Source organism: Streptomyces sp. KR80 (genome assembly GCF_052245555.1).
Classification (GTDB): Bacteria; Actinomycetota; Actinomycetes; order Streptomycetales; family Streptomycetaceae; genus Streptomyces.
In genome coordinates this window covers 1-14,459 of the sequence record NZ_JBQQCD010000020.1, presented here as the reverse complement: position 1 = coordinate 14,459, position 14,459 = coordinate 1, and the positions used below count along the sequence as shown (strand labels likewise).

The window sequence follows — 14,459 nt, the reverse complement described above, 5'->3', positions numbered from 1 at the left end:
GCGGTCGACGGTCCCCGGCTGACGCTCGGGTGTCCCGCGCGGTCCGGCGGACCGGCCCTCCCGAGCGCTCCGACCTCTCGCGCGGCATCCACGCGCGCGTGGAGCCGGTCTCAGTCCTGCCCGTACCGCGGATCGACGGATTCCGGTGCCAGGCCCAGCAGTTCGGCGACCTGCTCGACGACGATCTCGTGAACGAGCAGTGCGCGCTCGTCGCGGCTCTTGGTGCGGATCTCCACGGGCCGTCGGTAGATCACGATCCGGGCGGGCCGGCCGCTGCGCGCCGCGACGAGCTTCCCGAGCGGTACCGCCCCGTCATCCCAGGCCCCCGCCTTGTCCTTGTCGTCCGCCCCGCCCGGCGGGGGCACTTCGCGCACCGTGAACTCCACATCCGACAGCTGCGGCCAGCGCCGCTCCAGTCGCTCGGCGGAGTCGTGCACAAGATCGACGAACGCCTCCGCCCTGCTGGCCGCCAACGGCACCTGCGGCGGGGCGATCGGCCCGCGCATGCCGCGTCCATGCCGGTCACGGCGTCGGGGCCGGGGCTCGGAGGGGCGGGGGGTAACGGGGTTGTCCATCACCCCTGAGAGTAACCGCCCGACCGGTCCGGGACGCACCGAAGCGGGCCGGTCACTGCCTGCGATGTCGAAGGATGAACATTCCAGCCATAATTCCGCCCGATTCGGCGCAGCATTGAGACCGCCGATCTCCAGACGAATGACGCCTTTTGGACCCAGTGGTGACCGGATCCATGGTCGCCCGCTCGCTCGACCTCCTGTCCCCACGCAGGTCAGCCCGGGGTTTCGCAGGTCAGACGCATGGTGGCGGCGCAAACGACACGGCGGAGTGACGTCGTGGAGAGTCGTCGCGGCCCGCTCAAGAGTGCGGTACCGTCCAACGTCGTGAGCCCTGTACGTCGCTGTTCGCGCACTGCGTGCGGCCGCCCCGCCGTCGCGACGCTGACGTACGTCTACGCGGACTCGACCGCAGTCCTCGGACCACTCGCCACCTACGCCGAGCCGCACTGTTACGACTTGTGCGCCGAGCACTCCGAACGCCTCACCGCGCCGCGCGGCTGGGATGTCGTACGCCTCGCCGTCGACTCCGGTCCCGCCCGCCCCAGCAGTGACGATCTCGAGGCGCTCGCCAACGCCGTACGCGAGGCGGCCAGGCCCCAGGAGCGAGCCGCGGGCGCCGTCGGTCACAGCGGCCGGAACGCGGATCCGATGGAGGTCGCCCGGCGTGGTCACCTCCGCGTGCTGCGCTCGCCCGAGCCCTGAACCCATCGCTCCCGTACCGCCGTCGGCGCGGAATCCGCGACCGTGCTCCACGCACCCGTACCCGGCCGTCCGTCCTTGATCGCTCCGTCCCGCCCGGCGTGTCATCGGTGTGTCATCGACGCCGGGTACTGTGCCTTCCGTGGGGGCCAACCCCGGGACCGACCAGGACTCCAGGAGGCGTGCAAGGTGCCCGACTTGTCGCAGATCGTTAAGGCTTACGACGTGCGCGGTGTGGTCCCGGACCAGTGGGACGAGTCCCTCGCCGAGCTCTTCGGCGCCGCCTTCGCGGAGGTGACCGGCGCGACCGCGATCGTCGTCGGTCATGACATGCGGCCCTCCTCCCCCGGGCTGTCGCGGGCCTTCGGCCGCGGCGCGGCCAGGCGCGGGGTGGACGTGACCGAGATCGGCCTGTGCTCCACCGACCAGTTGTACTTCGCCAGCGGTCAACTCGGTCTGCCGGGTGCGATGTTCACTGCCAGCCACAACCCCGCGCAGTACAACGGCATCAAGATGTGCCGGGCCGGCGCCGCCCCGGTCGGCCAGGACAGCGGACTCGCCGAGATCCGCTCGCTGGTGGAACGGTGGGCCGGGTCCGGGGTCCCCGAGCCCGCTGCCACTCCGGGCACGATCAGCCGGCGCGACGTTCTCGCCGACTACGCCGACCACCTCCGTTCGCTGGTCGACCTCACCGCGATCCGCCCGCTCAAGGTCGTCGTCGACGCGGGCAACGGCATGGGCGGCCACACCGTCCCCTCCGTCTTCGACGCGCTGCCGATCGACCTCGTACCGCTGTACTTCGAGCTCGACGGCACCTTCCCGAACCACGAGGCCAACCCGCTCGACCCGCGGAACATCGTCGACCTCCAGGCAAAGGTCCGCGAGACCGGGGCCGACATCGGCCTCGCGTTCGACGGTGACGCCGACCGCTGCTTCGTCGTCGACGAGAAGGGCGAGCCAGTCAGCCCCTCCGCGATCACCGCACTCGTCGCCGCCCGAGAGCTGGCCAAGCACGGCGGTGGCACGGTCATCCACAACTGCATCACCTCGTGGTCGGTCCCCGAGGTCGTCAAGGAGCAGGGCGGCACCCCGGTCCGTACGCGCGTGGGGCACTCCTTCATCAAGGAGGAGATGGCCCGCACCGGCGCGATCTTCGGCGGCGAACACTCCGCGCACTACTACTTCCGCGACTTCTGGAACGCCGACACCGGCATGCTCGCGGCACTTCATGTGCTCGCTGCGCTCGGTGGCCAGGCCGGGCCGCTGTCCGCGCTCGTGGCGCAGTACGACCGCTATGCCGCCTCCGGGGAGATCAACAGCACCGTCGCCGACCAGGTCGGCCGGGCCGCGGCCGTCAAAGCGACGTACGAGGGCCGCGACGACGTCGAGCTCGACGAACTCGACGGGCTGACGGTGACCGCGGCCGACTGGTGGTTCAACCTCCGCCCCTCGAACACCGAGCCCCTGCTGCGGCTCAACGTCGAGGCCCGGGACCGGACCACGGTCGACAAGATCCGCGACGAGGTGCTCGCCATCGTCCGTGCCTGACGGCTGAATCCGGCGCCCGGAAGTGCCTCGGGGCGGGCCGCACCCTGTGGTTGTGCCCAGAGATGCCGTGGCCAGGGATACCAGGGCCAGGGATACGGGATCCCGAGCCCGGGCCCCGCGAAGGCCGGATGACCTGCCGTGCCGCCCCACGGGGCCGCCCGGCGGTACGCTGGCCAGGCTGAACACTCCTTCCTCACCCCTCAGTGGGGGAGGGCCCACGCGAAGGGAACCCCATGCCGCTCGAAGCCGGTCTCCTGGAGATCCTCGCCTGCCCGGCGTGCCACGCCCCGCTCCGTGAGGCCTTCGCCACCGACACCGGGGCCGCGACCGGTACGGCCGCCGACACCGGTGCCGAGCCCACTGAGCTGGTGTGCACCGGAGCGGACTGCGGCCTGGCCTACCCCATCCGCGACGGCATCCCCGTCCTACTTGTCGACGAGGCCCGCCGCCCGGCCTGACCGCGGCGGCAAGGCCCCGGAGATCGAGCGGAATCCCCAGTCGGCCATCAGCCCACCCGGCGATCGGAGGCCCCAGAACGATGCTCGACGAGTCGCTGCTCGACGCCCCCGAGGCTCTGGCCCGAAGCGACGCCTCTCGCGGCCTTCTGCGCGGCGCCGCCGAATCCGGCGCCCGCGTCCGTACGGCTGCCCGTGCCGCAGCCGAGTCGGGACTGTCGGACCTCAAGCCGGACGGGCGCCCCCGCGCGCTGCTGGTCGCCGGCTCCGGTCCGACCACCGGCTGCATCGCCGACCTGCTGTCCGCCCTGGGCAACGGCAACATCCCGGTCAGCCTGATCCGCCCGACCGGTGCCCTGGCCGTACCCGGCGCCCTGCTGTGGACCCTTCCCGGCTGGGCCGGCCCCCTCGACCTGCTTCTCATCCTCACCACCGACGGCACCGAGCCGGGCCTGCCCGCCCTCGTCGAGCAGGCGTACCGGCGCGGCTGCTCCGTCGTCACCATCACCCCGCCTCGCTCCCCGCTCGTCGAAGCGGCCGGCGGGCGGAACGGGCTGGTGGTGCCACTGGTTCCGGCGCCCTACGAGGAGGCCCCCGAGGACCAGCCGCTCCCGTCCATCGGCCTGCGGCCCGCACCCGGCCACGAGGAGCCTCCCGGCACCCTGTGGGCGCTGCTCACCCCGCTGCTCGTGCTCATCGACCGGATCGGCCTGTTCTCGGCGCCGACGCACGCGATCCAGTCGGTGGCCGACCGCCTCGACCGGTCCGCGGAGCGATGCGGCCCGGCCATCGCCACCTACAGCAACCCGGCCAAAACCCTCGCGGCCGAGCTCGCCGACGCCCTGCCGCTGCTGTGGAGCGAAGGCCCCCTCGCCGGCGCCGCCGCCCGGCACTTCGCGAGGGTGCTGGCGTCCGTGGCCGGCCGCCCCGCTCTCGCCGCCGAGCTCCCCGAGGCACTGGCCGCGCACCGCACGCTGCTCTCCGGGGCCTTCGCCGCCGGGGCCGACCCGGAGGACTTCTTCCGTGACCGCGTCGAGGACCCCCAAGCGCTGCACGCGCGCGTGGTCCTGCTTCGCGAACGGTCCCAGCTGGGCGGTCACTCGCCGACGCCCGCCGCCCGTGAGCTCGCGCTCGGGCACGACACGCCCGTCAGCGAACTCGAACCATCGGGTGGCAGCTCCCTCGAAGCCGTCGCGGAACTGCTCGCCATCACGGATTTCGCCGCCGTTTACCTGGCGCTCGCCTCGGGAGAGAGAACATGAGCAGTCGCTGCCGCGGGTAGCCCGCCACCGTGCCCGTGTCCCGCACGCCCGCCGCCCCGGCGGCGCACCCCCACACCGCGGCGCGCGCAGCACCCGCGCCACCCCTCGTACGACAGTCAGGAACCGCACCGCATGGACCGCCTCGCCAACACCGTGCGCCCCTACGCCTGGGGCTCCACCACCGCCATCCCCGAGCTGCTCCGCACCGAGCCGACCGGTGAACCGCAGGCAGAGCTGTGGATGGGCGCGCACCCCGGGGCGCCCTCCCGGATCGACCGGGGCGGCGGGCTGGTGGCCCTGTCCGATGTGATCGAGGCCGACCCGGTGGGTGAGCTGGGTCAGGCCACGGTCGACCGCTTCGGGCCGCGGCTGCCGTTCCTTCTCAAGGTCCTCGCGGCGGCCTCCCCGCTGTCCTTGCAGGTGCATCCCGACCTCGCGCAGGCCGGGACGGGCTTCGCAGCCGAGGAGGACCGGGGTGTCCCGAACGACGCCCCGCACCGGAACTACAAGGACACGAACCACAAGCCCGAACTGATCTGTGCCCTCACGCCCTTCGACGGGCTGTGCGGCTTCCGCCACGAGGCGGAGGCGGCCGAACTGCTGGCGGGGCTGGAGGTCGACTCCCTCAAGCCGTACGTGGACATCCTGCACGCGCGCCCGGAGTCGGACGCCCTGCGGGAGGTTCTCACCGCGGTCCTCACCGCAGATCGGTCGGCGATGGCCGAGACCGTCGAGCACGCCGCGACGGCCGCCGAGCGACTGGCCGACGTGCCGGGCCCGCACCAGGACGCGTACGCCGCCTACGCCTCCATCGCCCGGCACTACCCCGGCGACCCCGGAGTGATCGCGGCCATGCTGCTCAACTACGTACGGCTGCAGCCCGGCGAGGCGCTCTTCCTCGGCGCGGGCGTCCCCCACGCCTATCTGAACGGCCTCGGCGTCGAGATCATGGCCAACTCCGACAACGTGCTGCGCTGCGGCCTCACCCCCAAGCACGTCGACGTGCCGGAGTTGCTGCGCATCGTCCGATTCGAGCCGACCGCGCCCGGTGTGCTGCGCCCCGAAGCGGTGGCGGGCGAGGAGAGGTACGAGACTCCGATCGACGAGTTCCGGCTGTCCCGGTACGTACTGGCCGAGGGCACGAAACCGGTCCGGCTCGGGGCTGCGGCGCCGCAGGTCCTGCTGTGCACGGCCGGTGCCGCTGTGCTGAGCCGCGGCGCCGAGGAACTGCGGCTCGTGCAGGGCGAGTCGGCCTTCGTCCCGGCGGGCGAGACGATCACCCTGTTCGGCGGAGGCACGTTCTTCCGTGCGACGGTGGCGGTCTGAGGCGGTCGGTGAGGTCACCTCTGGTGGCACCCCAGCGGTAGCTGGGAGGTGCCCCCAAGGGGAGGGCCTGACGCGGCCGACCGAGCGGCGGGCTGCAACAATGTCCGCCCAGTAAAGGGAGAGTCAAGACTCCCAGGTCGACGGAAGGGACACTCGGCACTCATGAGTGCAACAGGCGGAACCAGGGCGATCGTCGCGGCGCTCTGCGCCAACCTGGCCATCGCGGCAGCGAAGTTCGTGGCGTTCGCCTTCAGTGGCTCGTCGTCGATGCTGGCCGAAAGCGTGCACTCGATCGCCGACTCCGGCAACCAGGGGCTGCTGCTGCTCGGCGGCAAGCGGGCCCAGCGCGAGGCGACTCCCCAGCATCCCTTCGGGTACGGCCGCGAGCGCTACATCTACGCCTTTCTCGTCTCGATCGTGCTCTTCTCGGTCGGCGGCATGTTCGCGATCTACGAGGGCTACGAGAAGATCAAGCACCCGCACGAGATCGAGGACTGGTACTGGCCGATCGGCGTCCTGGTCTTCGCGATCATCGCCGAGGCCTTCTCGTTCCGTACGGCGATCAAGGAGTCCAACGAGCTGCGTGGCAAGCAGTCGTGGACCCAGTTCGTACGGCATGCCAAGGCTCCCGAGCTGCCCGTCGTGCTGCTGGAGGACCTCGGTGCCCTCGTCGGTCTGATCCTCGCGCTCGTCGGCGTCAGCCTCGCCATCGCCACCGGCGACGGCCTCTGGGACGGCATCGGCACCCTGTGCATCGGCGTCCTGCTGATCCTGATCGCGATCGTGCTGGCGGCGGAGACGAAGTCGCTGCTGCTCGGTGAGGCGGCCGGTACGGAGGAGGTCGAGAAGATCCGCACGGCGATCGTCGACGGGGAGACCGTCACCGGCCTCATCCACATGCGGACGCTGCACCTGGGTCCGGAGGAGCTGCTGGTGGCCGCCAAGATCGCGGTACGGCACGAGGACACGGCCGCCCGGGTGGCCGAGGCGATCGATGCGGCGGAGGCCCGCATTCGGGAGGCGGTGCCGATCGCCAGGGTGATCTACCTGGAGCCTGACATTCCGCGCTCGTCTGCTTGATTCCGGTCGAGGGGGAGCTGCAAGGCAGGGGATTGCCCGGCAATCCCCTGCCGGGCGCGCCCGAGCCCCAGAGCCTCCCGGTGCGAGCCGGACAGCTGAACCGGCATGCGGTGACACGGCGATGCCCCCGCTGCACGGCGGGGGCATCACCCTGTCCGTACGCGGCTATCGGATCTCGGCCAGCACCTGCAGGATCTCCGACGTGTCCCGGGCGGCCGTCAGCCGCTCCCGGAACCCGCTGTCCATCAGCTTGCGCGACAGCAGCGCCAGCAGGCGCAAGTGCTCGTCGCCCGCTGCCGCCTCCGGCACGGAGATCATGAAGATCAGCTTGGCCTTCGTGCCGTCCAGCGAGCCCCACTCGATGCCCTCGGCCGAGCGGGCGAAGCTCACGACCGGGGCCGTCACCGCGTCCGTCTTGGCGTGCGGGATGGCGATCTCCTCGCCCAGCCCGGTGGTGCCCTGCTCCTCGCGGGCGAGCGCCGCCGAGACCAGGGCCTCCAGGTCGGCGACCTTGCCGGTCGTGGCCAGCAGGCCCGCCATCTCACGTACGGCGGCGTCCTTGGTGCCGGACGCCAGCTGCTCCTTCACGGTCCGCGGGGTCAGATGGCCGGAGAGCACCTCCGCTCCGGCCTCGGCTTCGGCATCGGCTCGGTCCCGGGTTTCGTCCCTCCTCGTGGCCTCGCGGCCCTCTGCCTCGGCCCCGTCTGCCGCCGCAGCGGACGGGGCAGTGACCGTCGTACGGGCGGGGGCCGCGGCTGCGACTCCGCCCGTGGCACCCGAACCCGAACCCACACCGGCCATGACCGGCTCGGGGAACGGGGCGGCCACGGGCGTGGGTGCGCCGGGCGCCTCTGCCGCCGCGGAGCTGTTCCGGCCGAGAGCCATCAAGGTCACGGTCGTCAGCGCGGTCACCGCCGTGCCGAAGGCGACCGCCACAAAGAACATCGGGACCCCGTCGACCGCGCCCAGCACCGCCACGATGGGACCGCCGTGCGGCACGCTGTCGGTGACCGCCGCGAGACCCGCCACGGCACCGGCCGCGGCTCCGCCCAGCATGTTCGCCGGGATGACCCGGGCGGGGCGCGCCGCTGCGAAGGGAATGGCGCCTTCGGTGATGCCGAAGAAGCCCATGAACAGCGCGGCCAGACCGGTCTCGCGCTCCTGCTCGGTGAAGAACTTCCGGCGGAGGAGAGTGGCCAGGCCCTGGCCCAGCGGGGGCACCGGGATGGCGGCCGCGCACATACCCATGATCTCGGGGTTCTTGGACACGAGCCCGGCGCCGAAGAGGAACGCCGTCTTGTTGACCGGCCCACCCATGTCGAAGGCGATCATGAGGCCGAGGATGATGCCCAGCAGCGCAGCGCTGGTGCCCGTCAGGCCGCCCAGCCAGCTGGTGAGGTGCTCGAAGATCCAGGAGATCGGCTTGCCGATGACATGGATGAAGAAGAGGCCGAGTGAGGTCGTCGCGACGATCGGGATCACGATGATCGGCATGATCGGCTGGACGAACTTCGGAACCTTGACCTTCTTGATCCACAGCACCAGATAGCCCGCCAGGAAGCCGGTGACGATCGCGCCGATGAAGCCTGCGCCGGCCTCGGAGTCGTAGAGCGCGCCGTTGTTGGCGATCCAGCCGCCGATCATGCCCGGCACGAGCGCGGGCCGGTCGCCGATCGCGTACGCGATATAGCCGGAGAGAATCGGGACCATCAGGGTGAAGCCGATGACGCCGATGTCGTTGACGGGCTTCCAGAACGAGCCGTCGGGGATGACCAGACCGCCGTCGGCCTGCGGGGTGCCGCCGAGTGCCAGGGACACCGCGATCAGCAGACCGCCGACCACGACGAACGGGATCATGAACGAGACGCCGTTCATCAGCGCCTTGTACGTGGCACTCCGCTCCCTGCCACCCCTGGCGGCCGCCGCGGACACGCCCGACGCGCCCCCTCCGCCGTCTCCTCCTCGGTACACCGGTGCGCTCTGCACCTGCTCGATCAGCCGCTCGGGGTGGTGAATACCCTCGGCAACCCCGACGACCAGCACCTTCTTGCCGATGAAGCGGCTGCGGTCGACATCCTTGTCGGCGGCGATGATGATGCCGTCCGCATCGTTGACATCGTTGTCAGACAAGGCGTTCTCGACCCCGATCGAGCCTTGCGTCTCCACCTTCATGCGGTGTCCGAGCGATTCAGCGGCCTGAGCCAGCTTCTCGGCCGCCATGTAGGTGTGGGCGATGCCGGTCGGGCAGGCGGTCACCGCGAGCAGCTTGAGCCCCTGCTCACTCGTCCCCGCTTCCCTTGGGTGTTCAGCCGAATTGGTCACGTGGTTCTCCTTACGGCTCTGCGCGCGAGTCGTGCACCTGATCTCGCGGTCCCCGCATCCTGCATCAGGCCGCTACCTGAGCAAAGCCGTCAGACATCGGGTCTTCGGGGACCAACGCCCGCCCCGCGCTTCGGTTGCGGCCGACCGAGGCGGGCTGGGGCCACTCGATCGATCGGTGTAGATTCGTGACCTGACAGACGTCGCTGCTGATGGCGGTCGGTCGGTCCGCTACGGGTCGGCCGAGGGAGAGAGGGCCTCCGACGGACTGCGTTGCGGCCAGGGGACCCGTGTGTCCGCTGCCGCAGACGAGCCGTGCCCACTCCGCTCGAGTCCACAAGGAGCAGCCCGTATGACGACAGCCGCCACCGGCCAGGACTTCAAGGTCGCCGACCTGTCCCTGGCCGCCTTCGGCCGCAAGGAGATCACCCTCGCCGAGCACGAGATGCCCGGTCTGATGGCGATCCGCAACGAGTACGCCGCCGCCCAGCCGCTGGCGGGCGCCCGGATCACCGGCTCGCTGCACATGACCGTGCAGACCGCTGTGCTGATCGAGACGCTCGTCTCCCTCGGCGCCGAGGTTCGCTGGGCCTCCTGCAACATCTTCTCCACCCAGGACCATGCGGCCGCCGCCGTCGCGGTCGGCCCGAACGGCACTCCCGAGAACCCGCAGGGCGTCCCCGTCTTCGCCTGGAAGGGCGAGACGCTCGAGGAGTACTGGTGGTGCACGGAGCAGGCGCTGACCTGGCCGAACACGCCCACCGGCGGGCCGAACATGATCCTGGACGACGGCGGCGACGCCACCCTCCTCGTCCACAAGGGCGTCGAGTTCGAGAAGGCCGGTTCCGTCCCCGACCCGTCCACCGCGGACAACGACGAATTCCGGATCATCCTCGAGGTGCTCACCCGTTCCATCGGGGAGAACGCCCAGAAATGGACCCAGCTGGCGTCCGAGATCCGCGGGGTCACCGAGGAGACCACCACCGGCGTCCACCGCCTGTACGAGATGCACCAGGCGGGTTCGCTGCTGTTCCCGGCGATCAACGTCAACGACGCCGTGACGAAGTCGAAGTTCGACAACAAGTACGGCTGCCGCCACTCGCTGGTCGACGGCATCAACCGGGCCACCGACGTCCTCGTCGGCGGCAAGGTCGCCGTCATCTGCGGCTACGGCGACGTGGGCAAGGGATGTGCCGAGTCGCTCCGTGGCCAGGGCGCCCGGGTCATCATCACCGAGATCGACCCGATCTGCGCACTCCAGGCCGCGATGGACGGCTATCAGGTCACGACCCTCGACGACGTCGTCGAGACCGCCGACATCTTCATCACCACGACCGGCAACAAGGACATCATCATGGCCGCCGACATGGCCAGGATGAAGCACCAGGCCATCATCGGGAACATCGGCCACTTCGACAACGAGATCGATATGGCCGGCCTGGCCAAGATCCCCGGCATCGTGAAGGACGAGGTCAAGCCGCAGGTCCACACCTGGGCCTTCCCCGACGGCAAGTCGATCATCGTGCTGTCCGAGGGCCGGCTGCTCAACCTGGGCAACGCGACCGGGCACCCCTCGTTCGTGATGTCCAACTCCTTCGCGAACCAGACCATCGCCCAGATCGAGCTCTTCACCAAGCCCGAGGCGTATCCGACCGGCGTCTACGTGCTCCCCAAGCATCTGGATGAGAAGGTGGCCCGGCTCCACCTGGACGCGCTCGGTGTGAAGCTGACGACGCTGCGGCCGGAGCAGGCCGCCTACATCGGCGTCTCGGTGGAGGGCCCGTACAAGCCCGACCACTACCGCTACTGACAGCACCCAGCCGATGATCCCGGGCCCCCGCCGTCGGCGGGGGCCCGGGCCGTCAAGGACCCCACCATGCCCCGCGGCCGCTACTCCCTCCACGATCCGCACGATCGCACCCCCCTCGGAGAAGAGCACTTCCACTGCGCCACCGGCCCCTCCGGTTGGCGCTACGTCTCCCAGATCACCACCCCCTCCGGCGATCACGCGGGCTCGGTCGACCTCACCACCGACGAACTCGGCCGTCCCATCCGTCTGGAGCTCCACGCCTCGAGCTGGCAGGTCCGGGGAGCGGCCCTCGACGGCGTCACCTGGGTGCGTACGGACCCCAGCGGCGCCCACGCGACCGAGGGCAACGTCCGCGCTCACGCGTTCACCGGTACATCCCCCGCCTTCCTCGTCGCCACGGCCCGGCTGCTGCGCCCCACCGCCGGTGCCCCCGCCACTCGCGTCCGTCTCGTCGCCTTCACCGACCCCGTACTGGCGCCTCGCACGCTCGACCAGTCCTGGGCCTTGCTCAAGAGGGAAGCACACGCCACTGACAGCGGCCCGCTGATGGTGGACGAATACCAGGTCACGGACCTGGACACCGGTGAGCAGGGCTCCGTCCACATCGCCGGCGACGTCGTCCTCGCGGCCCCGGGCGTCGAGCTCGAAGATCTCGAATCGCCGCCCTCGACCTTCCCCTGAGGCCTTGCGCGGCGGGCCGCAGCTCTCGGGCCTCCCGCGCCCGGCTCCCGGCCGCCCAGGGCCACGAGCCCAGGGCCGGGAACCTTTAAAACCCCTACGGAAGTCGCTAGGCAGGAGGCACGAAGCCCGTCCTCCCCGTCGCTGTCGGCTCCTCAGGGCTCGCAGCAACCGGCCCCGGCCCCCCGGTCCCGCGAGGTGTGTGCCCCGCGGCAATCGGCGCTGATTCCAAGGGGTCCGTGATCGACGATCCGGAAGCGCCAGGCCGTACATCCTCCTCTGTCGCGGCGTGCCACTGGCGTGCGCTGAGGGGCAGGGGCTGGCCGTAAGGGGCGGCAGCCGCCGTACCCCCGAACGCCCGCTGTGCATCCCGTGCCTGCCGCTCGCCCGCGACCCCGGCCAGATAAACAGCCGGCGGCACTCCCTCGGGCACCGGCGTACCCGTACACGCCGCCACATCTCCGGCCAGCTGCACGGCCAAGGCCCAGCCGACCTGCGGATCGAGCTGCCCCATGCGCGTCAGGTACTGGCGTATCGCCAGCCACAGGCCGTCCGGTACCCGTGACAGATCGAGCCGGGCGAACTGCCCTGCGAGCCACGGCGGCGGAGGCGGCATCCGCACTCCTCGCGGCACCGGTATTCGCTCCCGTACGACCAGGGTCCCGGCGAAGACGTCACCAAGCCTCCGCCCGCGCGCCGAAACGAGCGACGCGATCACCGCCACGACCCCGAAGGTCATGAGGATCTCGACCACCCCCATGGCACCGCGCACGAGCGCATGGCGGAAGCGGATCGGCCCTCCGTCGTCCCGCACCACCCGGAGTCCGCACGCCGCCTTCCCCAGTGAACGTCCGTGGCTGAGCGTCTCCACGGCGATCGGCGCCCCAACCAGGACCAGCAGGAAAGTCGCCACGGACACGGCGGCCCGCGCCGCCGTGTCGAGCGACGCTGTGCCGGCGATCAGCGCCATCGACACCGCGATGAAGGTCGCCCAGATCACCACCAGGTCGATCACGATGGCCAGGGCGCGACTCGGTAGCTTCGCAGCTCGAAGCCCCAGTACGACCGCCTCGCCGGTCACCAGTTCACTCACGCGCGACGCCTCCCTCTCTCGGGCCACTCCCGGCTCCACCCGCGTCCCACCCGCACGCCATGAGGCGTGTACGTATGTACGACCAGTCTGCCGCCCGCCGTCCTGCGTCTGCCAAGCTGACTCCCTACGCCGATGCCCCCACCAGGAGCAGCGCCCCATGGATCTCGACGTGTTCGTCGCCGCCCACCGCGCCGAGTGGGACCGCCTGGACGTGCTGCTCCGCCGCCGGCGTCGGCTGAGTGGGGCGGAGGCCGACGAACTCGTCTCCCTCTATCAGCGGACCGCCACGCATCTGTCCTTGATCCAATCCAGCGCTCCGGACCCGCAGCTGACCGCTCGGCTCACCACGCTCGTCGCCCGTGCACGCAGCGCGGTCACGGGAGCACGGAAGGCCGGCTGGCGCGACGTCGCGCGGTTCCTCGCCGCCGGGTTCCCCGCGGCCCTGTACCGGACCCGCCGGTGGTGGGTCACCACCGCTGTTGTCTCGACGGCACTCGCCACGGTGATCGGCTGGTGGATCGGTACCCATCCTGACGTCCAGTCGTCCATCGCGGCTCCTGAAGAGCTGCGAGAGCTCACGCGGCCCGGCGGTGAGTACGAGACGTACTACTCCAGTCACGCCGCGGCGTCGTTCGCCGCCCAGGTCTGGACGAACAACGCCCAAGTCGCAGCCACCTGCCTGGTCCTCGGAGCCTTCCTGGGCATCCCCGTGCTCTGGGTGCTGTTCCAGAACATGCTGAACCTCGGAGTGGGACTCGGTCTGATGTCCTCCGCGGGCAGGCTCGACAGCTTCCTCGGTCTGATCCTTCCGCACGGCCTCCTCGAACTCACCGCGGTGTTTGTCGCGGCCGGCACAGGCCTGCGACTCGGCTGGACGGTGATCGACCCCGGCCCACGCGCGCGTCGCTCGGCCCTGGCCCAGGAGGGGCGCGCAGCGATCGGCATGGCCATCGGACTGGCCATCGTGCTCTTCGTCTCGGGAGTGATCGAGGGTTTCGTGACCCCCTCGAGCCTGCCCCCCTGGGCCCGTATCACGGTGGGCATGGCAGCTGAGGCAGCATTCCTGATCTACGTCTACGTCGTGGGTCGGCGCGCGGTATACAGGGGGGAGACGGGCGATGTGGGGGAGGCAGACCGCAGCATCGAGGTCCCGACAGCCGCCTGACCTGCCCCGGGCCGCGCGGAGCTGCTACTGTCCTCTTCGCCCCAGGAGACCTGTTTGACACAGGTGGAGGGGGGAGGTAGATTTGAACGGTTGCGGACGGGCTGGGTAAGCTCGGACGCCATCGAGAATCCACTGCACTCCGCAATCCGGAAACCCCATTCCGATGAGGTGTCTCCGGTGAGCGGTCAGGGATGTTGAGCCGATTCAGCGGCCAAAACGACCTGATAATGTCGGATCAGCCGAAAGGCGAGGCCTTTCCAACGGCCACTGGAAGCAATCCGGACCGGGTAACGGCCGGGTGAGAATCTGGTAAGTTGGAAATACCGAAGGGAAGCGCCTGGAGGGCCCGGTGGCGGGTCTGAAGGAAGCGTCCGTTCCTTGAGAACTCAACAGCGTGCCAAAAGTCAACGCCAGATATGTTGATACCCCGTCTCTTTCGGGAGATGAGG

12 protein-coding genes are annotated in these 14,459 nt (G+C 70.4%); 9 read left to right on the top strand and 3 right to left on the bottom strand.

The features are described 5' to 3' along the window. Positions 1-110 precede the first annotated feature (110 nt). Positions 111-575, bottom strand: coding sequence for a metallopeptidase family protein (locus tag ACTWQI_RS24275; RefSeq protein ID WP_443273705.1), 465 nt, complete (start codon positions 573-575; stop codon positions 111-113). A gap of 276 nt (positions 576-851) precedes the next feature. On the opposite strand from ACTWQI_RS24275, the gene ACTWQI_RS24270 reads away from it, so the two are divergent. From ACTWQI_RS24270 to ACTWQI_RS24245, 6 genes are all read left to right on the top strand, one after another. Further along, positions 852-1,277: a DUF3499 domain-containing protein gene (locus ACTWQI_RS24270; RefSeq protein WP_443273704.1), complete on the top strand. Its 426-nt coding sequence runs from the start codon at positions 852-854 to the stop codon at positions 1,275-1,277. 186 nt (positions 1,278-1,463) lie between these two features. Next, a complete protein-coding gene (locus ACTWQI_RS24265) occupies positions 1,464-2,822 on the top strand; it encodes a phosphomannomutase/phosphoglucomutase (protein WP_443273703.1) in 1,359 nt (452 codons plus the stop codon). Positions 2,823-3,055: 233 nt separating this feature from the next. Further along, positions 3,056-3,280 (top strand): Trm112 family protein, encoded by a 225-nt coding sequence (locus ACTWQI_RS24260; protein ID WP_443273701.1) that lies wholly within the window; start codon positions 3,056-3,058, stop codon positions 3,278-3,280. A gap of 80 nt (positions 3,281-3,360) precedes the next feature. Then, on the top strand, positions 3,361-4,539 hold the full coding sequence (locus ACTWQI_RS24255) for an SIS domain-containing protein (RefSeq protein WP_443273700.1): 1,179 nt from the start codon (positions 3,361-3,363) through the stop codon (positions 4,537-4,539). 132 nt (positions 4,540-4,671) lie between these two features. Continuing rightward, the gene (gene manA, locus ACTWQI_RS24250; protein WP_443273698.1) at positions 4,672-5,865 is read left to right on the top strand and encodes a mannose-6-phosphate isomerase, class I; all 1,194 of its coding nucleotides are present in this window, start codon (positions 4,672-4,674) and stop codon (positions 5,863-5,865) included. A 162-nt stretch (positions 5,866-6,027) separates the two neighbouring features. Next, positions 6,028-6,945: a cation diffusion facilitator family transporter gene (locus ACTWQI_RS24245; RefSeq protein WP_443273697.1), complete on the top strand. Its 918-nt coding sequence runs from the start codon at positions 6,028-6,030 to the stop codon at positions 6,943-6,945. Positions 6,946-7,110: 165 nt separating this feature from the next. On the opposite strand, the gene ACTWQI_RS24240 is transcribed toward ACTWQI_RS24245, so the two are convergent. Next, positions 7,111-9,267: a fructose-specific PTS transporter subunit EIIC gene (locus ACTWQI_RS24240; protein WP_443273695.1), complete on the bottom strand. Its 2,157-nt coding sequence runs from the start codon at positions 9,265-9,267 to the stop codon at positions 7,111-7,113. A 349-nt stretch (positions 9,268-9,616) separates the two neighbouring features. Here ACTWQI_RS24240 and ahcY point away from each other — a divergent pair, with 349 nt between their 5' ends. Both ahcY and ACTWQI_RS24230 read left to right on the top strand, forming a co-directional pair. Continuing rightward, complete coding sequence (gene ahcY, locus ACTWQI_RS24235; protein ID WP_443273693.1) at positions 9,617-11,074, top strand: adenosylhomocysteinase; 1,458 nt, start codon at positions 9,617-9,619, stop codon at positions 11,072-11,074. 66 nt (positions 11,075-11,140) lie between these two features. Further along, positions 11,141-11,755: a hypothetical protein gene (locus ACTWQI_RS24230; RefSeq protein ID WP_443273691.1), complete on the top strand. Its 615-nt coding sequence runs from the start codon at positions 11,141-11,143 to the stop codon at positions 11,753-11,755. 106 nt (positions 11,756-11,861) lie between these two features. Here the strand turns inward: ACTWQI_RS24230 and ACTWQI_RS24225 are convergent, their stop codons facing one another. After that, a complete protein-coding gene (locus tag ACTWQI_RS24225; protein WP_443273689.1) occupies positions 11,862-12,845 on the bottom strand; it encodes an RDD family protein in 984 nt (327 codons plus the stop codon). Between the two features lie 157 nt (positions 12,846-13,002). On the opposite strand from ACTWQI_RS24225, the gene ACTWQI_RS24220 reads away from it, so the two are divergent. Beyond that, complete coding sequence (locus tag ACTWQI_RS24220) at positions 13,003-14,010, top strand: stage II sporulation protein M (RefSeq protein ID WP_443273688.1); 1,008 nt, start codon at positions 13,003-13,005, stop codon at positions 14,008-14,010. The last annotated feature ends 449 nt before the right edge of the window (positions 14,011-14,459 follow it).